This window comes from Acinetobacter lwoffii (assembly GCF_024129715.1).
GTDB classification, from domain to species: domain Bacteria; phylum Pseudomonadota; class Gammaproteobacteria; order Pseudomonadales; family Moraxellaceae; genus Acinetobacter; species Acinetobacter lwoffii_U.
Window position 1 is genome coordinate 144,990 of the sequence record NZ_JAMXXM010000001.1, and the last position, 18,475, is coordinate 163,464.

At 43.0% G+C, this 18,475-nt stretch carries 19 protein-coding genes; 12 read left to right on the plus strand and 7 right to left on the minus strand.

Annotated elements, in window-relative coordinates:
• Nucleotides 1-805: 805 nt before the first annotated feature.
• The 3 genes from NI462_RS00720 to NI462_RS00730 all read left to right on the plus strand — a co-directional run bounded on the left by NI462_RS00720 (nt 806) and on the right by NI462_RS00730 (nt 3,605).
• Nucleotides 806-2,128, plus strand: coding sequence for an NCS2 family permease (locus NI462_RS00720; RefSeq protein ID WP_004645563.1), 1,323 nt, complete (start codon nt 806-808; stop codon nt 2,126-2,128).
• A 76-nt stretch (nt 2,129-2,204) separates the two neighbouring features.
• Nucleotides 2,205-3,206: an adenosine deaminase gene (locus NI462_RS00725; protein ID WP_004645562.1), complete on the plus strand. Its 1,002-nt coding sequence runs from the start codon at nt 2,205-2,207 to the stop codon at nt 3,204-3,206.
• 45 nt (nt 3,207-3,251) lie between these two features.
• The gene (locus NI462_RS00730) at nt 3,252-3,605 is read left to right on the plus strand and encodes a hypothetical protein (protein ID WP_004645560.1); all 354 of its coding nucleotides are present in this window, start codon (nt 3,252-3,254) and stop codon (nt 3,603-3,605) included.
• Nucleotides 3,606-3,648: 43 nt separating this feature from the next.
• Here the strand turns inward: NI462_RS00730 and NI462_RS00735 are convergent, their stop codons facing one another.
• A complete protein-coding gene (locus NI462_RS00735; protein ID WP_026055720.1) occupies nt 3,649-4,212 on the minus strand; it encodes a cytochrome b in 564 nt (187 codons plus the stop codon).
• 217 nt (nt 4,213-4,429) lie between these two features.
• Between NI462_RS00735 and NI462_RS00740 the strand changes: the two genes are divergently transcribed.
• Together NI462_RS00740 and rnhB are read left to right on the plus strand one after the other, a co-directional pair.
• Complete coding sequence (locus NI462_RS00740) at nt 4,430-4,801, plus strand: hypothetical protein (RefSeq protein WP_004278974.1); 372 nt, start codon at nt 4,430-4,432, stop codon at nt 4,799-4,801.
• 59 nt (nt 4,802-4,860) lie between these two features.
• The gene (rnhB, locus tag NI462_RS00745; RefSeq protein ID WP_004278973.1) at nt 4,861-5,448 is read left to right on the plus strand and encodes a ribonuclease HII; all 588 of its coding nucleotides are present in this window, start codon (nt 4,861-4,863) and stop codon (nt 5,446-5,448) included.
• 95 nt (nt 5,449-5,543) lie between these two features.
• On the opposite strand, the gene csrA is transcribed toward rnhB, so the two are convergent.
• The 3 genes from csrA to alaS form a co-directional block, all read right to left on the minus strand.
• Entirely contained in the window at nt 5,544-5,798 is a 255-nt protein-coding gene (gene csrA, locus NI462_RS00750; RefSeq protein ID WP_004278972.1) for a carbon storage regulator CsrA, read from the minus strand.
• 250 nt (nt 5,799-6,048) lie between these two features.
• A complete protein-coding gene (locus NI462_RS00755) occupies nt 6,049-7,329 on the minus strand; it encodes an aspartate kinase (RefSeq protein ID WP_253158706.1) in 1,281 nt (426 codons plus the stop codon).
• Nucleotides 7,330-7,393: 64 nt separating this feature from the next.
• Nucleotides 7,394-10,087, minus strand: a complete 2,694-nt coding sequence (gene alaS / locus NI462_RS00760) for an alanine--tRNA ligase (RefSeq protein ID WP_253158708.1) — start codon at nt 10,085-10,087, stop codon at nt 7,394-7,396.
• Between the two features lie 389 nt (nt 10,088-10,476).
• Here alaS and NI462_RS00765 point away from each other — a divergent pair, with 389 nt between their 5' ends.
• Nucleotides 10,477-11,499 (plus strand): type I glyceraldehyde-3-phosphate dehydrogenase, encoded by a 1,023-nt coding sequence (locus tag NI462_RS00765; protein WP_253158710.1) that lies wholly within the window; start codon nt 10,477-10,479, stop codon nt 11,497-11,499.
• 192 nt (nt 11,500-11,691) lie between these two features.
• Entirely contained in the window at nt 11,692-11,988 is a 297-nt protein-coding gene (locus NI462_RS00770) for a hypothetical protein (RefSeq protein ID WP_253158712.1), read from the plus strand.
• A gap of 42 nt (nt 11,989-12,030) precedes the next feature.
• Here the strand turns inward: NI462_RS00770 and NI462_RS00775 are convergent, their stop codons facing one another.
• Together NI462_RS00775 and NI462_RS00780 are read right to left on the minus strand one after the other, a co-directional pair.
• The gene (locus tag NI462_RS00775; protein ID WP_253158715.1) at nt 12,031-12,330 is read right to left on the minus strand and encodes an AzlD family protein; all 300 of its coding nucleotides are present in this window, start codon (nt 12,328-12,330) and stop codon (nt 12,031-12,033) included.
• Complete coding sequence (locus NI462_RS00780) at nt 12,327-13,076, minus strand: AzlC family ABC transporter permease (RefSeq protein ID WP_253158717.1); 750 nt, start codon at nt 13,074-13,076, stop codon at nt 12,327-12,329. Before NI462_RS00780 ends, NI462_RS00775 begins: the two co-directional genes overlap by 4 nt.
• 147 nt (nt 13,077-13,223) lie before the next feature.
• Between NI462_RS00780 and NI462_RS00785 the strand changes: the two genes are divergently transcribed.
• From NI462_RS00785 to NI462_RS00805, 5 genes are all read left to right on the plus strand, one after another.
• Nucleotides 13,224-13,679: an Lrp/AsnC family transcriptional regulator gene (locus tag NI462_RS00785; RefSeq protein ID WP_253158719.1), complete on the plus strand. Its 456-nt coding sequence runs from the start codon at nt 13,224-13,226 to the stop codon at nt 13,677-13,679.
• Nucleotides 13,680-13,885: 206 nt separating this feature from the next.
• Nucleotides 13,886-15,052: an ATP phosphoribosyltransferase regulatory subunit gene (locus NI462_RS00790; protein WP_004278964.1), complete on the plus strand. Its 1,167-nt coding sequence runs from the start codon at nt 13,886-13,888 to the stop codon at nt 15,050-15,052.
• A 70-nt stretch (nt 15,053-15,122) separates the two neighbouring features.
• Entirely contained in the window at nt 15,123-16,442 is a 1,320-nt protein-coding gene (locus NI462_RS00795; protein ID WP_004278963.1) for an adenylosuccinate synthase, read from the plus strand.
• A 160-nt stretch (nt 16,443-16,602) separates the two neighbouring features.
• The gene (locus NI462_RS00800; RefSeq protein WP_253158721.1) at nt 16,603-16,911 is read left to right on the plus strand and encodes a hypothetical protein; all 309 of its coding nucleotides are present in this window, start codon (nt 16,603-16,605) and stop codon (nt 16,909-16,911) included.
• Between the two features lie 112 nt (nt 16,912-17,023).
• Complete coding sequence (locus tag NI462_RS00805) at nt 17,024-17,797, plus strand: M48 family metallopeptidase (protein ID WP_005106510.1); 774 nt, start codon at nt 17,024-17,026, stop codon at nt 17,795-17,797.
• Nucleotides 17,798-17,963: 166 nt separating this feature from the next.
• Here the strand turns inward: NI462_RS00805 and slyD are convergent, their stop codons facing one another.
• Nucleotides 17,964-18,446 (minus strand): peptidylprolyl isomerase, encoded by a 483-nt coding sequence (gene slyD, locus NI462_RS00810; protein WP_004278960.1) that lies wholly within the window; start codon nt 18,444-18,446, stop codon nt 17,964-17,966.
• Nucleotides 18,447-18,475: the final 29 nt, after the last annotated feature.

Genomic DNA, 18,475 nt, shown 5'->3' on the forward strand with positions numbered 1-18,475 from the left:
TTTTGTTTGAAAGAATTTTTAATAGTATCGATTTTTTGAAAAAAGAATTATAAATTAATTAAGTATTAATAAATAAAACGACATAAAATTAATATTTAAAGGATAAATAAATGCCTTCTATCGGGTTAAATGTAAAGTATGTCACAAGTTTGTTAGGTTTTTTGTTAGCATAATTGCATAGTGTTACAAAGCAGCATAATAAAAATGAAAATATATGCTATCCCTGTTTTTGCCTTAATGATCAGTTTATTAGGATTTTGTGTCCATAAACAGTCCGAAATCAGAAAATATGAAAAGATCCGTCATGTCTTGAACGATGGACGTGATTCAAGCAAATTGCTGGAATCCAATCGGCATCGACATTAAGCAGGTTATATATCTTCCTACCGCCAATTGGGCTGGATTAATAAAATTAAATCAATAATAAATATAATAAAATTTTTTAAATATTCACCTGGAATATATTAATTTCTAATAAAGTGTAAAATCAAATAAGCAATAAGAAATCAATGTGTTATAATTTGCCAACGATCAGGATGAAGCAGAATTCATCTTGTTAAGCATTTGATTTAAATCGAGAAAATAAAGCTGCATAAAGGTTATGCAGCTTTTTTGTTTAGATTTTTTTTGGGTTTTTATAGCATAGCCCTGGGGCTGTAAGCTGTTCTAACATTTTAACCCGTCAAATGGCTATGCTGGCATATTCGTTGCTAACACATCCTTAAAATTGATGAATTTTTTTATAAAATTTCATTTATTTGACGGCTTGCTTAAAGCATAAAGTTTACTCAATAGGGGCTAGGTCATGACGACTCCTAATCCATCTTCAGAAAGTATGCTTGAACGTCTGTTTAAACTGAGTGAAAACAAAACCAGTTTCCGTACAGAAGTTCTTGCCGGTGTAACTACATTCTTAACGATGTGTTACATCATTATTGTCAATCCGATGATTTTGTCCGAAACGGGGATGGATCATGGGGCTGTCTTTGTAGCAACCTGTCTTGCAGCCGCGATTGGCTGTTTAGTCATGGGCTTGATTGCAAATTATCCAATTGCACTTGCACCAGGCATGGGCTTGAATGCCTTCTTTACCTATTCTGTATGTTTGGGAATGGGTGTGCCTTGGCAAACAGCACTCGGGGCTGTGTTTATCTCCGGTCTTGTGTTTATTGCGATCAGCATGTTCAAAATCCGTGAAGCCATTGTCAATGCGATTCCAATGTCGCTGAAACTGGCCATCGGTGGTGGTATTGGCTTATTTCTTGCGCTGATTGCTTTGAAAAATGCCGGCCTGATTGTGGATAATCCCGCTACATTGGTAGGTTTGGGTGATTTAAAACAACCATCAGTTTTACTTGCATTATTTGGTTTCCTTCTGGTTGTTGTGATGCATCACTTTAAAGTGCGTGGTGCGATCATCATCAGTATTTTGGTGTTAACCGGTATTTCAGCAGCATTGGGTCTGAGTGAATTTAAAGGTGTGGTTGGCGCAGTGCCATCGATTGCACCCACATTTATGCAAATGAGCTTTGAAGGTCTGTTCACTGCCAGTTTAATTGGCGTGATTTTTGTCTTCTTTCTGGTTGATTTGTTTGACTCAACCGGTACGCTCGTAGGTGTTTCACACCGTGCAGGCTTGTTGAAAGATGGCAAACTGCCGCGTTTGAAAAAAGCACTTTTTGCTGACTCTTCTGCAATTGTTGCAGGTGCAGCTTTAGGTACCTCATCGACTACACCATACATTGAATCTTCTGCAGGCGTAGCAGCCGGTGGCCGTACAGGTCTAACTGCTGTCGTAGTCGGTATCCTGTTTGTTGCCTGTTTGTTCCTGGCACCATTGGCACAGTCTGTACCAAGCTTTGCAACAGCGCCAGCGCTGTTATTTGTCGGTGTCTTAATGATTCAAGGTATCGTGCATATTGACTGGGAAGATATTACAGAAGCAGTCCCTGCATTTTTAACCATTGTATTTATGCCATTTACCTATTCGATTGCGGATGGTATTGCGATGGGCTTCATTAGCTATGCACTGATCAAATTGTTAACCGGTAAGGCATCAACTGTACCGTATATGGTCTGGATTATTGCAGTACTATGGACGCTTAAATTCGCACTATTTGGCGGCTAATTTTTCTAGATTTGGAAAGGGTGTAAACTCAGTTTGCACCCTTTTTTTATTATTTTAGGTTTCATGAGGAGAAGCGATGAACCGTCTTGAGTTGATTCGAGCTTTGCCAAAAGCTGAGCTTCATGTTCATATTGAGGGCACTTTTGAGCCTGAGCTAATGTTTGCGATCGCTCAGCGTAATAAAATTGCCATCCCGTATAAATCTGTTGAAGAAGTTAAACAGGCGTATAACTTTCATAATCTTCAGTCGTTCCTGGATATTTATTATGCTGGTGCAGCTGTATTGATTCATGAACAGGATTTTTATGATCTGGCTTGGGCGTATTTTGAAAAATGTGCTGAAGACCGGGTCGTGCATACTGAAATGTTCTTTGATCCACAAACCCATACCGACCGTGGCGTTGCTTTTTCAACCGTGATCAACGGCTTGCAAAAAGCCTGTGATGATGCCAAAGCTAAACTTGGCATCAGTTCACATCTGATTATGTGTTTCTTGCGTCATTTAAGTGAAGAGGCTGCTTTTGCAACACTGGAACAGGCCTTACCTTATAAAGACCAGATTATTGCGGTCGGTCTGGACTCAAGTGAAGTAGGGCATCCACCTTCAAAGTTTGAGCGTGTCTTTGCTAAAGCACGTGAAGCAGGTTTCTTGGTTGTAGCGCATGCAGGTGAGGAAGGCCCGGCAGCTTATGTCTGGGAAGCTTTAGATTTGCTGAAAGTGAATCGTATCGATCATGGTGTACGCTCTGAAGAAGATCTGGCGTTAATGCAGCGCCTGATTGCAGAGAAGATGCCACTGACGGTTTGTCCATTGTCAAACCTGAAACTCTGCGTCGTGGATGATATGCAGCAGCATAATATCCGTCGCCTCTTGCAACAAGGCGTGCACGTTACAGTCAATTCAGATGATCCATCTTATTTTGGTGGTTATATGAATGACAATTTTATTGCCATTGCTGAAGCACTGGATTTAAGCAATGAGGAACTCAAGCAGTTGGCCATTAACTCATTTGAAGCCTCTTTTATTACCGATACTGAAAAAGAGCAATGGATCAACCAGATCCGTGCCCTGGTTTAAGTTTTTAAATAAAAGGCAGGGTTCGCTCTGCCTTTGTTTTTATAGATGGATATGAAATTGAAAAATATAATTCTGCTCATCAGTAGCGTGTTGATATCTGCTTGCTCAAATGCGGATATGACTTTGACACAGCGTACTTTAAAACCCGTGATTGAATACCAATGTGCAAAAGAATTGAAAGCATCTAAATTCTGGACTGCCTCGACCTATTTTATGCAGGACAAAAATAAAGCTGAACTTGAACAGAATGTCTGTTCATGTGTAGGTGAGCATGCACTCAAGGATATTCCGGCAAGCACTTTACTGAAAGCGACTCTGGATGAAGAAGTAAAGTCAAAACTCACGCAACAGGCTATTGCAAACAGTCTGAAAGGCTGCATGACCGAGTTCTTAAAATAAAATCAGTTTTGCAATGAAAGCTGATTGAGTGTGGTTTTGCAGATTATTTTTTAGAAGATTTGGATTGTCGGGTCATGCTGTTGAGTACATGATCTTTATCGATAAAATGATGTTTCAGTGCTGCGAAAATATGTCCAACTAAAAGTAAGCCAACTGCCCAGGAAAGCCAGATATGCAGGGGTTTTACGATCGCGGTTACAGCCGGATTTTCTGCAATCAGTGCCGGCAGGTTAAATAAATATAGCACTGGTGCTGGATAGCCCAGACTCCAGCTATATAAACAGCCGGTGACAGGTAGAGCAATCAGCATAAAATACAAAGCCAGATGACCTGCATGTGCCAAAGTTTTCATCCGGGGTGACATAGTGTCCGGTAGTTCAGGGGCAGGATGGGTATAACGCCAGAAAATTCGCACAACCAGTAGGAAAATAATGGTGGTGGCGATATTTTTATGCAGGGTGATGACATCGCCTTTAAAGCTGCCATCGACCTCATAACTTAAAAAATTCCCACTATAAAAACCAATCAGCCAGGCCGCAATAAAGATAACTGCCATGATCCAGTGCAACCATTGTGCCGTGCGCGTGTAATATTGTACTTTTTCCATGTGATTTTCGATTGCCCTCAAAGATGGATGCACCTTAGCAAAGGGCGAATCAGCCCAGCAATTCCAAATCTGCAACGCTATGGTGGCTTTCATGCAACATCCATTGAAATGGCTGGGTGCAGATTAAACATTCAGGATGATTTATAGATTTCTTATTCAGGTGAATTTCGGCACAATAGCGTCACGCTTCATATATGAATAAACAAGGAACAGATCTGTGAAAAAATTATTGGCTGCACTTGCTCCGCTTACTTTGGTTTTATCTGCTTGTGCAACAACAGGCAGCCCTGAAACGCAAACCACGACTCAACAGCTGGGTGGGGCTGCGCTTAAAATCGCGATCAATGCAAAATGTACGACTGAGCTGAATAATATTCCAGCATGGCAAACAGCTACACGTCTAATGACTACGACCCAAAAGCAGAATATCCAGACTGAAATTTGTGGCTGTGTCAGTGAAAAAGCGCCACAAAGTGTAACAGCGGTAGATTTGGCGACTGCAGCAATTGACCCGGCAGCACGTGCGACGATTGTCGGCAATGTGGTTGCAAAAACCATTAACGCTTGTGTGGCTGAAGCTGTAAACTAAGCCAAGATTAAATTGAAATAGGCTGACTGGTTCAGCCTATTTTTTATGGAAAAATAGACATGAAGATTGCTGGTGTAGATGAAGCAGGGCGTGGGCCATTAGTCGGTTCAGTCGTCGCTGCGGCAGTTATTTTGGATCCGAACAACCCGATTGAGGGTTTAAATGATTCTAAAAAACTCACTGAAAAGAAGCGTGAAAAACTTTTTATCGAGATTCAGGAAAAAGCGCTGGCATGGGCCATTGCTGAGGCTTCTGCGGCAGAGATTGATGAACATAATATTTTGCAAGCTTCTTTGCTGGCCATGCGCCGTGCTGTAGAAGCTTTGCCAGTTCAGCCTGAGCATGTATTGGTCGATGGCAACAAGATTCCACAGGGCCTTGCTATGAGCTGTGATGCCGTGGTGGGTGGTGATGCACTGCATGCTGAAATTTCAGCAGCCAGTATTCTGGCGAAAGTAACCCGTGATCATCAGATGATCGAGATGGACCAGAAGCATCCGCAATTTGGCTTTGCCAAGCACAAGGGTTATCCGACCAAGGCACATTTTGAAGCGATTGCCTTACATGGCGTGATTGATGAGCATCGTCGCAGTTTTGGGCCGGTAAAAAAGGTGATTGCAGCATTACAGCAGGGTGCAGAACTTTAAGTTTTATTTTAAATTATCTAAGTATTTAATATTTTTGTATAAAATTTAGACAAATTTAAAGCGGCTCAAAAGCCGCTTTATTCTTCGCACAAACATTAACGGTTAAAGTTATTTTGTGTCTGGCTATCGTCTTCATAAGAAGGTTGGTAATCTTGATCGATATGTTGAAGATGTTCATGCATTGCACGTTCATGCTGAATACGCTGGTAAATCTCTTCACGGTGCACAGAGACTTCTTTCGGAGCATTTACCCCGATACGAACCTGGTTACCTTTTACACCAAGCACAGTCACACTGACTTGATCACCAATCATTAAAGTTTCCCCGACGCGTCGAGTCAGAATCAGCATGTTTTTCTCCTTGCAAAATGCAAAACCTGCAATCTATTGAATGTAAAACAAAAAGCACAACCAAAAATTACAAAATAAGATCTGGATAGAAATTCTGTCATCTGGGTGAAAGATTTTAATCTATCTCAGCTGGTTAAAAATCCTCAGGCTTAATATAACAGAGCCACTATAAAAAAAACTATAGTGGCTCTGCATTTTTGTAGACTTTTATAAAATACTGTCAAACAATGACAATATTCTATCTTAACGCTTAAGCACGTGCGCTAGATTCGCCTTGTTCACGGTCTAAACCGAATGCGGTATGCAATGAACGAACCGCAAGTTCAAGATAATTTTCTTCAATGATCACAGAAATCTTGATTTCAGACGTCGAGATCATCAGGATGTTAATACCTTCATCTGCCAATGCTGTAAACATTTTGCTCGCTACACCGGCATGTGAACGCATACCGACACCTACGATCGATACTTTTACGATATCTGAACGGGTCGCAACTTCACGTGCATCAATTTCTTGAGCAGTTGCTTCAAGAATAGCTTTGGCTTTATTTAATTCGCCACGGTTCACAGTAAAAGTGAAATCAGTTGTACCATCTTCTTCAACGTTCTGGATAATCATATCCACTTCAACATTGGCATCACCAATCGGGCACAAAATTTTAGAAGCAATACCCGGTTCGTCAGGCACGCCTAAAATAGTTAATTTTGCTTCGTCACGGTTAAATGCGATACCGGAGATAATTGGCTGTTCCATATTGTCTTCCAATTCAGTCGTAATAAGTGTACCAACGTTTTGCTTAAACTCTTCGTCGAATGCGCCATCGTTGTCATTGTCGAAACTTGATAATACGCGTAAAGGCACCTGGTATTTACCAGCAAATTCAACTGAACGAATTTGCAGGACTTTAGAACCGAGTGACGCCATCTCAAGCATTTCTTCAAATGAAATACGATCAACTTTTTTTGCTTTTGGTGCAACACGTGGATCGGTGGTATATACACCGTCAACGTCGGTATAAATTTGGCATTCATCTGCTTTGAGTGCGGCAGCAATTGCAACACCTGAAGTATCAGAACCGCCACGCCCTAAAGTAGTGGTATTGCCATGTTCATCAAAACCCTGGAAACCGGCAACGACAAGTACGCGGCCTGCATCCAGATTTGAGTTCAGGACTTCAGTATCAATGGATTCGATACGTGCCTTATTGAATGAGCTGTCGGTTTTCATGCCAACCTGGCGACCTGTTAGTGATTTTGCTTCAACTCCAATTGAGTTCAACGCCATTGCTAACATAGAAATCGTAACCTGTTCACCCGTAGATACCATTTGGTCTAGTTCACGTGGGTCAGGGGTTTCGGTAATGGCCTTCGCTAAAGCAAGTAGACGATTGGTTTCGCCACTCATTGCTGATACCACTACCACTACCTTGTGGCCGTGGTCATGCCAGCGCTTTACACGACGAGCAACATTTAAAATGCGCTCGGGAGTACCCATAGAGGTACCGCCATATTTTTGAACGATTAATGCCATAGTTGTTCCATATAAGCCATGACCCTGATGTACCTATCAGGGTCAGTTACACAAAATTGAAGTTTTATTTTGCTGCAAGCCAGGCAGTTAAATCTGCCATCACTGGAGCAAACTTCTCGTTAAGTGGCGCGCCACCTTGTGCCAAGTCAGGTTTACCACCACCTTTACCACCTAGCTCAGTTGCCAAATGTTTGATGATGTCACCTGCTTTAATAGAAGCAGTAAAGTCTTTTGCTACAGATGCGATCAAGCTCACCTTGTCACCCTCTACACCTGCCAGAACAATCACTGCATTTTCTAATTTTGATTTCACACCGTCGTGCAGGTTGCGTAGTGCTTTTGCATCCATGTTTTCAACAGTTGTAATCAAGGTTGCACGACCTGCAATGCTTTGAACTTGGCTTAGAAGTTCACCCGCTTGCAGGCTAGCAAGTTTTTGATTGAGTTGTTCGATCTGTTTCTGCAAGCTCGATGCAGTATCAACCAATGCTTCAACTTTGTCTAAAGTCTGGTCTTTTTGCGCTTTGAGCAAACCGTTAATCGTATTGATATCGCGATCAGCTTTTTGCGCAACTTCAACTGCTTTAGTGCCTGTTACTGCTTCAATACGACGTACACCGGCTGCCACACCACCTTCAGAGGTGATTTTGAACAGACCGATATCACCGGTACGTTTTACGTGAATACCACCGCAAAGTTCGATTGAGAAGTTTTTCTCTTCAATCACTGAACCCATAGACAGTACACGTACTTCGTCACCGTATTTCTCGCCAAACAGCATCATCGCGCCTTTAGCTTTCGCAGACTCGATATCCAGAAGTTCAGTAGACACCGCAGTATTGGCAATCACTTCAGCATTGACCAAACGTTCAATTTCTTGCAGCTGTTCAAAGCTTACAGGTTGGTCATTGGCAAAGTCAAAACGTAACACATCAGATGCAACCAATGAACCTTTTTGCTGTACATGTGAACCTAAAATTTGACGTAACGCAGCATGTAGCAGGTGAGTCGCAGAGTGGTTGCGCGCAGTTGCTGCACGAATATCTGCTTTTACTGTTGCTTCTACATTTTGAGTAACTTTCAAGTTACCCATCGTCACGATACCTTGGTGTACAAATGCGCCACCAGATTTTTTGGTATCTTGAACTTCGAAAATACCAGTATCGTTTTTAAAGATACCTGTATCACCGATTTGACCGCCGCTTTCTGCGTAGAAAGGTGTTTGGTTGAGTACGATCAGTGCTTCATCGCCTTCAAACACTTCATCAACTTGCTCGCCATCTTTGTAGATTGCGATGATTTGACCTTCACCTGCAGTTGCGTCATAACCATCAAACTGAGTTTCGCCTTCAACTTTAACTACGCTGTTGTAGTCGATCGCGAATTTACCTGCATCACGTGCGCGTTGACGCTGTGCAGCCATTTCAGTTTCGAAACCAGCTTCATCAATGGTTAAGTCACGTTCACGTGCGATGTCAGCAGTCAAGTCAGTCGGGAAACCATAAGTGTCGTAAAGTTTAAATACCACTTCGCCCGGAATCACAGAACCTTTTAACTGTGCCAATTCGCCTTCAAGCAATTTCAGACCTTGCTCAAGTGTTTTAGCAAATTGCTCTTCTTCTTTGAGAAGTTGCGCTTCGATACGTGCCTGGTTGGCTGCAAGTTCAGGATATGCTGCACCCATCACTTCAATCAGTGGCTTCAACATTTTGTGGAAGAACGAACCAGTCGCACCTAGTTTGTTACCGTGACGTACTGCACGACGGATAATACGACGCAGTACATAACCACGACCTTCATTCGATGGGTTTACGCCATCAGCAATCAGGAATGAACATGAACGTGCATGGTCAGCAACGACTTTCAATGAAGCAGGATACTGAACTGGTGTGCCTTTCTCAGCAGCTTCAGCTTCAAGCGCTGTAGTATCCAGACCAATAATTTCAGCCGCAGCTTTAAGTAAATGCTGGAATAAGTCAATTTCGTAGTTTGAGTTGACGTGCTGTAAAACGGCAGAAATACGCTCCAAGCCCATACCTGTATCCACAGAAGGCGCTGGAAGAGGGTGTAATACGCCATCCGCAGTACGGTTGAACTGCATGAAAACGTTGTTCCAGATTTCAATGAAACGGTCGCCATCTTCTTCAGGAGAACCCGGTAAGCCACCCCAGATATGATCGCCATGGTCAAAGAAGATTTCAGAACATGGACCACAAGGACCGGTGTCACCCATTGCCCAGAAGTTATCTGATGCGTATTGACCGCCTTTGTTGTCACCAATACGAATAATGCGTGAAGCGTCTAGACCGATTTCTTTGTTCCAGATGTCAAAGGCTTCATCATCGGTGTGGTAAATGGTTGCATAGAGTTTATCTTTAGGAAGACCAAGCCATTCTTCGTTAGTCAAAAAGTCCCAAGCAAATTTGATCGCATCACGTTTGAAGTAATCACCAAAGGAGAAGTTACCCAACATTTCAAAGAAAGTGTGGTGACGTGCTGTATAACCTACATTGTCCAAGTCGTTGTGCTTACCACCTGCGCGCACGCATTTTTGTGATGACACTGCACGTACATAATCGCGTTTTTCTAGACCTAAGAAGCAATCTTTAAACTGGTTCATACCAGCATTGGTGAACAGCAAAGTTGGGTCATTGGCAGGTACTAGAGAACTCGACGCGACACGTGTATGCCCTTGCGATTCAAAGTAACGCAAAAATGCTTCACGAATTTCAGCTGATGTCATAAAACGAGTACTCACAACCAAGTCACTCCATAATTTCCGATTTGGCTAAAACACCACAGTCTGACAAGCATACAAGAGCTCTGCTGCAATGCGGGGCTTAAAAATTTAAAACGCCAAATTATAACGGAAAAAGCAGTAGGCACCAATCATTTTAAAACCAATTGCGAAGGATTTATTTACTCAGGTTTTTCGCTGAATAATTAAATTGAATTTTCCCACAGTAGAATTCGTCTATATCCATCTCTTTAAAAAATAAACGGAATTTTAAATGATCCAAATACAGACAGATGGATCAGAAATAAAATAATCGAAAATCAGTATTTTCACTGAAGTTTTTTAATGTACGGCGCCAGAAATCCTTTAACATAGAAGAGTTTTAAAATAGGCATATAAAAGGTCGAGTCATGCAACGAGTGGCAATCAATGGATTTGGGCGTATTGGACGGAATGTACTGCGCGCATGGTTTGAAAACCCGAAAGATTTTAATTTTGAAATCGTTGCCATTAACGATATTGCTGATGTTGAAACCCTGATTCATTTATTTAAATATGACTCGACCCATGGCCGTTTTCCGGGGCAGGTGGATCTCAGCTATGATGCTGAACATATCTATATGCATATCAGCTATCAGAATGCTGCATTAAAAGTGCAGGTTTTGTGTGAGTCGCAGCCGGCTAAGTTGCCTTGGCAAAACCTGGCGGTAGATGTAGTGCTTGAATGTACCGGGCTGTTCCGTTCCCGTGAAGCCGCAACCCAGCATATTCAGGCAGGGGCGAAACGTGTGATTATTGGCGCTGCACCTTTTGATACGGTCGATGCCGCGATTGTCTATGGTGTCAATCATCATGAAGTTAAAGCATCGGATCAAATCATTTCCAGCGTCTCTTGTACCACTCAGGCTTTGGTGCCACTGGTCAAAATTGTCGATGATGCTTTTGGAATCAGTAGTGCCTTGATGACCGAAATACATGCTGTCACGGCGGATCAATCGGTACTGGATCATGCACATCGTGATTTGCGTCGTGCACGTGCCTCGGGACATAACATCATTCCTACGACTTCGAGCGCACTGGGTGCCTTAAAGCGTGTCATGCCAAAAATGGAAGATCGTATTGATGGCTATTCGATTCGGGTGCCAACCATTAATGTGGCCGCGATTGATTTGACCTTTGTCTCCCAGTCGCCGATTACCGATCACAAGTTGAATGAAGTGCTGATCAAGGCTGCCCAGCAGGATTTTGCGGAAATCATGGCTGTGACGGATGAGCCATTGGTATCCAGTGATTTTAATCATTCCCCGTATTCACTGATTGTTGATCTGACCCAGACTCTAGTCGTTGGGCATCAAGCCAAAGTCTTTGCCTGGTATGATAACGAGTGGGGCTATGCCAACCGTCTGCTGGATTTATGTGAATCATTTCATTAAGTTGGGGTTATCTAAACCTCAAAAGCACCAAGACACGGTGCTTTTTTCTTGCCTGTAAATATTCTGCCAGCCATGTTTTAAGAGAATTTGCCAGTAATTGATCGAAAATCAGGAATTGAGGCTGAATTATTTACGTTATCTGCAGCATTTTTCGTTAAGATAAAGACAATAAAATGAAATAAGAGCAAGCACATGATGGTGGTTTGGGGATTTATTATACTGCTGACTTTGGCGGTAATTTTTCTGATCTGGCTGCAGTTTAATCAGAGTGATGAGCCACGTAGCGTGGAAGGCGTGCCAGTCGAAGAAAAAATCGTGCATCTGGAAGAAAATTTAAAAAAGACCCTGGAAATCATGCAGGATCTAGCCAAAAAAATGCATGTGCAGCAGGAAGTGCTGGATCAGACCACAGCCAAACTTCAGCAGGTTGAATTGCAAAATGCCGAACTGATCAGTTTGCTGACCAAAGTGGTTGATCCACAGAAATAAACAAAACCCCTTTAGAGATCATTTAAAGGGGTTTTTCTAGCGTTAGATTATTAAAATTCTTAAAATTGCAGCAGAAACCATACTGATGGCGACGGTCGGTAATAATCCAAAACGTGTAGCGGCAAATAGCGTTAAAGCCAAGGCGATCAGGTCTGCAGGATTGTCGCGTACAAAGTAGGGTGCAATCACTGAAATCAGCACGCAGCCGTGGACTACTTCCAGAATTTTACGCTGGCGCTGTGTCAGCGTTTTATTTTTTAATAAGACATAGCCCAAGATCCGGGTTAAATAGGTGGTCGCAGCAATCAGGATAATGGCCACCAAGGTGCTCATCTGGATCATGTTTGATCTTCTTGAATCAGGAAAAATGCCGAAGCTATTCCAGACAAGGCACCAATCGGCACATACCAGCCCGCAGGTAAATATAAATAAGCCAAAGCCGCACAGACTAAACTGACCAGCCATGGCCGGGCAGCCTCAAAACCTTTCCACATACTTCTTAGTAACACCAGAAATACAGCAGGAAAGGCCATATCAAAACCAAAACGGTTGATGTCGCCTAATACAGGCCCAAGCATGGCGCCGAGTGTGGTAAATCCGACCCACATCAAGTACAGGCAAAAACACAGGCCAGCATAATAAGGCATGCTAAAAGCAGCACGATAACCCAGTTGCGCCTGTTTCCTTTGTGCATCAGCCAGACCGAGTGCCCAGCTTTCATCGACCATAAAAAACAGCGCCGGAAAAACTTTAAGATTCGGAAGATGCTTTAAATACGGCACCAAACTGGCGCCCATCAACAGATGCCGGCTATTTACCAGAAAGGTAATGAACATCAGCATGAGTAAATTTGGTGGACTGCTCCAGACTTCCAGAATGGCAAATTCAGAACCGCCGGCAAAGTTCAAACCGGTCAGTAATGGCACTTCGAGCAAGCTGAAATTCTTCTGTACCGCCGTCGCACCCAGCACCAGCGCAAAGGGGATAATTCCCAAAAGCATGGGGATAGAATCTTTCATGCCACGTTGAAATTCGCTGAAATCGGTAGGGGCAACTATTGCTGCGGTGCTTTGTCTAAACAAAAGCATGGAAATGACTTGGGTACTGCAAAACTAGACCATATTTTATGGCGATATTCTGGCTATTTGCTGTTGTAGTGAAAGAGGTTTGAGTTTTATTTGAAATTAAATTGCGCTAAATTAAGTTTAAGAGGTTTTAAATGCCAAAGCATAGATATGGATCAAATAGATAAACGCATTCTGCATGAGCTGCAAAAGAATGGAAAACTGCAAAATAATGAACTGGCTCAACTGATTGGCTTGTCGCCATCACCCTGTTTAAGACGGGTAAAACAGCTGGAAGATGATGGTGTGATTGAGCAATATGTCGCGCTGCTGAATCCGCAAAAGGTCAATTTGGCGATGAGTGTCTTTGCACGCGTCTGGCTCAAGTCTCAAGAAGCTGCTGTGGTCGGCCAATTTGTCGAAGCGATCAAGGAAATGCCAGAAGTCGTCGAGTGCCAGCTAATGGCGGGCGATTGTGATTTCTTTTTAAGAATTGTAGTGGCTGATCTGGATGCCTATCGTAAATTTCAGATTCATCATTTAACCCAAATTCCCTGCATTCAAAGCGTAAAAACTGAAATTCCATTGCAAACGGTTAAAAGCACGACTGCATTGCCTTTGGTTTAATACCGGATTTTTTCATGCTATTTGTTTTGAATGTGCATTAAAACGCTGATAGTTGACACTATTGTTGTTGATTTCATCAGGTAGCGAAAATTATAAAATTTGCGATGCACAGCCAAAACTATCGTGCTAGACTAGGAGAAATCGGGTGTGCTCCCGATTTTTTTATGCGGATTCGTTCCGCGCTGACAAGAATTTAGGTTTACAACATGCCCATTTCAGAGACATGGTTATTACCTGATGGTGTAGCTGATGTATTACCAGAACAAGCGCAAGTTATTGAAAGTCTGCGCCGTAAATCACTGGATTTCCTTGCATCTCGAGGTTATCAGCTGGTGTACACGCCATTCATTGAATACATCGAATCTCTATCTTCTCTCTCAGAATCGAATCAAGATTTAGACTTAGCCACTTTTAAAGTGATTGATCAGCTTTCTGGTCGTTTGCTTGGTGTGCGTGCCGATATGACACCACAAGTGGCTCGTATTGATGCGCATGTACATCCAGTGGAAGGTGTGGCACGTTACTGCTATGCAGGAACCGTTCTGCATACCAAGCCTCGCGGTTTTAATACCTCGCGCGCGCCACTACAGTTAGGTGCGGAGCTATTTGGTTCAGACAGCATCGATGCCGATGTAGAAATGGTCGACTTGATGATCAGTCTGATTCAGGAGACAGGTCTGGCAGATGGTATCCATCTGGACTTAGGTCATGTCGGTTTATTCCGCAGTCTGGTGGCTCAAGCAGGCTTGAACAAAGTCGCTGAACAGCAATTATCTGATTTATACCAACGCAAGGCTTTGCCAGAATTAGAAGAATTCACGGCAGACCTGAAATTTGGTCAAGATTTCTATGCACTTGGACGCTATGCCAGCGACCTGGATGCATTACAAGCGCATTTAAGTGCTGAAGTGTTGGCGAATCCAGCATTCACGCAAGCTTTTAATGTCTTGCAAACCACCAAAGATGAAGTTCAAACCCGTTGGCCAAACTTGAGTATTGGTATTGATGTGGTTGAATTACGTTCATACCATTATCATACTGGCCTAATGTATGCAGTCTATGCACCGAACCGTGCAGCTGCACTGGCACAAGGTGGCCGTTATGATGGCATTGGTGAACATTTTGGCCGTGCCCGTCCGGCAACCGGTTTCTCTTGTGACTTATATGCTTTAAGCGCAGGTCAGTTTGATGCGGTACAGGTCGTGGTTGCACCTAAAGGCACTGATGCAGAACTTCTGAATGCGATTCAGAACATTCGTGCACAAGGCTTAAGTGTAATTCAGTTACTGGGTAATGATGATTTAAACTCGATTCCATATGCAACGCACCAGCTGGTGAATGCGAATGGTGAGTGGACAGTCAAAACGATTTAACTGCTTGGCTCAGTGTTCATGTCGCTGAGCGGGGCTTTCAACTTTAACAGCATGATGTAATGAGGCTATTATGGGCAAGAATGTTGTGGTACTTGGTACCCAATGGGGCGACGAAGGTAAAGGTAAAATCGTCGACCTGCTCACAGATCAAGCGGCAGCGGTAGTTCGTTATCAAGGCGGACATAACGCAGGTCACACTCTTGTGGTTGGTGGTAAGAAAACTGTCTTACACCTCATTCCATCAGGTATTTTACGTGAAAACGTATTGTGCTTAATTGGTAACGGTGTTGTTCTTTCTCCTGAAGCGCTCATCAAAGAGATGGACATTCTTGAAAAAGAAGGCGTTCCTGTTAAAGAACGTTTACGCATTTCTCCTAACTGTCCATTGATTCTTCCGAACCACATCGCACTTGATCAGGCGCGTGAGAAAAAACGTGGTAATGCGAAGATTGGTACGACAGGTCGTGGTATCGGTCCTGCATACGAAGACAAAGTAGCGCGTCGTGCAGTACGTGTTGCTGACCTGGTACGTGGTGGTGAACATCTTACTGCTCAGCTGACTGAACTTCTGGACTACCATAACTTCCAGCTGACTGAATACTACGGTGTTGAAGCAGTTAAACTGGAAGACGTGCTGGCACTGTGCGACGAATGGCGTAAAGTTGTTGCGCCACTGGTTGTGGACGTGACCACTGAATTGCATAACTACCGTAAAAACGGTGACAATATCATGTTCGAAGGTGCGCAAGGTTCACTTCTTGACGTTGACCACGGTACATATCCATATGTAACGTCTTCGAATACAACTGCTGGTGGCGTAAGCTCTGGTTCAGGTCTGGGTCCTTTGCACCTTGACTATGTACTGGGTATTACTAAAGCGTACACAACGCGTGTAGGTGCAGGTCCATTCCCAACTGAGTTGGTGTATGACGCTGCAAATGACACGGGTGATGCGATTGGTAAACACCTCGGTACGATTGGTAATGAATTTGGTGCCTCTACTGGCCGTCAACGTCGTTGTGGCTGGTTCGATGCTGAAATTCTACGCCGTTCAGTTGACGTAAACTCACTTTCTGGTATTTGCCTGACTAAACTTGACGTTCTTGACGGTTTAGAAGAAGTGAAAATCTGTGTGGGTTATGAAGCTGCAGATTCTGGTTGTGTTGGTTCTTCTGATGCGCTTGCATTCGAAACTTTAAAACCGATTTACGAAACTATGCCAGGCTGGTCTGAGTCAACTTTCGGTGCGAAATCACTGGATCAGTTGCCAGAAGCTGCATTGAACTATGTAAAACGTCTTGAGCAATTAATTGAATGTCCGATCGACATCATTTCAACAGGTCCAGACCGTGAAGAAACCATTGTTCTTCGCCACCCGTTTGATGCTTAATCTTCATTTGATTAAAGCTTGAATGATAAAAACCCATCTCCGGATGGGTTTTTTTATATCCTGAATTTATGCAGGTATTTCAAGACTAAAGTTGCATCGGTAATACCACGTGATGTGTTTTAACATAGCGGTATATAAAGAAAGAAAAATGAGCAGCAGGATGCAAAAAAATATATCGGCAACCATGTTTTATTCATTGTTATTTGCGATGGGCGGGGCACCAACAATTGCCATGATGATTATTCGTGCGCAAACTCAAAATCCCGAAGTGATTTATGCAGCGCTAGTTGGTCTGAGTGTCATAATCGCCTGTATATTAGTGCCTATTATTTTATTGCAAAATGCTTTTTTATATTTCAAACGTAAAGACGAAATGCTTGAACAGAAAATCAAACCACTCAGCCAGGTTTACCTGGGCTTAAATCTCATCTGTTTGATTTATTGGTTGGCGATACAGTATTTGGCTTAAAAATTACATAATTTATAAGAAGATGAATGAATTAAGCGTTTAGCTGCTGGGCGCTTTCACTTATAATTTTTACAATGTAAATTGCCCTTGAGCCAAGGCGGAGTAAATTATAATGAAGAATAAACTTTTATTGAGTATGGCGGCTGCTACAGTCGTCACATTATCAGGTTGTACCACCATTGCCGATATGGCAGGGGCAGATACTGCGACCTTAAATGCATCTGCGAGCCAAAGCTATAATGCCATGGTCAATGATGCGCGCAATAAAGGCCAACTGGATACCAGTTCAGCCACCTATAAACGGATTAATAATGTATTTAACCGTTTGAAGCCAGTTGCTAACCAGATGAATCAAACCGGTACAGCATTCCAGTGGCAATTGGCTGTGCTCAAATCTGATCAGGTCAACGCCTTTGTTGCACCAGGTGGTAAGGTTGTATTCTATACCGGTATTGTGAATAAACTGAATCTGACCGATGCTGAAATTGCAGCGATTATGGGTCATGAAATGGTGCATGCCTTAGAAGAGCATTCTAAGCAGAAAATCGGTGCTCAAGCCCTGACTGATCTGGCTTTGGGTATTGGCTTGAATGCAGCAGGTGTGGGTCAAGGTGGCGCTGCAGCCGCACAATTGGGTAGTCAGATCGGTATTGGCTTGCCATACTCGCGTAATCTGGAAAGCCGTGCTGACCAAGGCGGTTTAATGCTGATGGCGCGCGCAGGTTATAACCCGAATGCAGCCATTACCTTGTGGGAAAAAATGAACAAACTCGGTGGCGGCAGTGGTGCAACCTTCCTGTCTACGCATCCATCGAATAGCCAGCGTATTGGGCAAATGCGTCAACAGTTGCCAGCAGCGATGCAGATTTATAACCAAAAAAAATAATCCACTGATCATCCTGTAAAAGGAGATCTTGATCGGATTGGAAAGGCAGGGCAATGGCTCTGCTTTTTTTATAGCTAATTGGGTGGTTAATATTCTACGGGCTATTTTCAGGCAATAAAAAAGGCAAAGTCAGACTTTGCCTTTTTTCACTCAAGATCAGAAGATCTTAGTGTTGGTGACCGCCTACACCGTGTACGTGGCCGTGATCTAATTCTTCTTGAGAAGCTTCACGAACAGATACAATTTCAACTTCGAAAGTCAGGTCTTGACCAGCAAGTGGAAAGTTAGCATCAACCACAACATTGTCGCCTTCAACTGCTTTAACAGTTACGATTTGCACGCCGTCATCAGTTTGAGCTTGGAACTGCATACCTGCTTGAATGTTGTCTACGCCTTGGAACATTTGCGCAGGAACTTCTTGAACTAGGTCAGGGTTGTATTCGCCATAACCTTCAGCAGCAGGAACATTTACAGTGAATTTTTCACCTACAGTTTTGCCTTCTAACGCATTTTCTAAACCTGGGATGATGTTACCTGCACCGTGCAAATAGGCAAGTGGTTCACCTTGAGATTGGTCGAGAGTTTCACCCTCTGCGTTAGTCAATGTGTAGTGGAAAGAAACCACGAGGTTATTTGCAATAGCAGTCATGTTAATTGATCCATTCAATTTTTTAAGGG

Excerpts from the sequence above, each read along its gene's own strand:
- csrA (WP_004278972.1), bottom strand. The coding sequence starts at position 5,798 with ATGCTGATTCTGACTCGACGCGTCGGGGAAACTTTAATGATTGGTGAT.
- NI462_RS00805 (WP_005106510.1), top strand. The coding sequence starts at position 17,024 with ATGAAGAATAAACTTTTATTGAGTATGGCGGCTGCTACAGTCGTCACA.
- NI462_RS00755 (WP_253158706.1), bottom strand. The coding sequence starts at position 7,329 with ATGGCATTAATCGTTCAAAAATATGGCGGTACCTCTATGGGTACTCCC.
- NI462_RS00775 (WP_253158715.1), bottom strand. The coding sequence starts at position 12,330 with ATGATCCAGATGAGCACCTTGGTGGCCATTATCCTGATTGCTGCGACC.
- NI462_RS00790 (WP_004278964.1), top strand. The coding sequence starts at position 13,886 with ATGCCCATTTCAGAGACATGGTTATTACCTGATGGTGTAGCTGATGTA.
- NI462_RS00730 (WP_004645560.1), top strand. The coding sequence starts at position 3,252 with ATGGATATGAAATTGAAAAATATAATTCTGCTCATCAGTAGCGTGTTG.
- NI462_RS00800 (WP_253158721.1), top strand. The coding sequence starts at position 16,603 with ATGCAAAAAAATATATCGGCAACCATGTTTTATTCATTGTTATTTGCG.
- NI462_RS00735 (WP_026055720.1), bottom strand. The coding sequence starts at position 4,212 with ATGGAAAAAGTACAATATTACACGCGCACGGCACAATGGTTGCACTGG.
- NI462_RS00780 (WP_253158717.1), bottom strand. The coding sequence starts at position 13,076 with ATGCTTTTGTTTAGACAAAGCACCGCAGCAATAGTTGCCCCTACCGAT.
- NI462_RS00725 (WP_004645562.1), top strand. The coding sequence starts at position 2,205 with ATGAACCGTCTTGAGTTGATTCGAGCTTTGCCAAAAGCTGAGCTTCAT.
- NI462_RS00785 (WP_253158719.1), top strand. The coding sequence starts at position 13,224 with ATGGATCAAATAGATAAACGCATTCTGCATGAGCTGCAAAAGAATGGA.
- NI462_RS00795 (WP_004278963.1), top strand. The coding sequence starts at position 15,123 with ATGGGCAAGAATGTTGTGGTACTTGGTACCCAATGGGGCGACGAAGGT.
- rnhB (WP_004278973.1), top strand. The coding sequence starts at position 4,861 with ATGAAGATTGCTGGTGTAGATGAAGCAGGGCGTGGGCCATTAGTCGGT.
- slyD (WP_004278960.1), bottom strand. The coding sequence starts at position 18,446 with ATGACTGCTATTGCAAATAACCTCGTGGTTTCTTTCCACTACACATTG.
- NI462_RS00765 (WP_253158710.1), top strand. The coding sequence starts at position 10,477 with ATGCAACGAGTGGCAATCAATGGATTTGGGCGTATTGGACGGAATGTA.
- NI462_RS00770 (WP_253158712.1), top strand. The coding sequence starts at position 11,692 with ATGATGGTGGTTTGGGGATTTATTATACTGCTGACTTTGGCGGTAATT.
- NI462_RS00720 (WP_004645563.1), top strand. The coding sequence starts at position 806 with ATGACGACTCCTAATCCATCTTCAGAAAGTATGCTTGAACGTCTGTTT.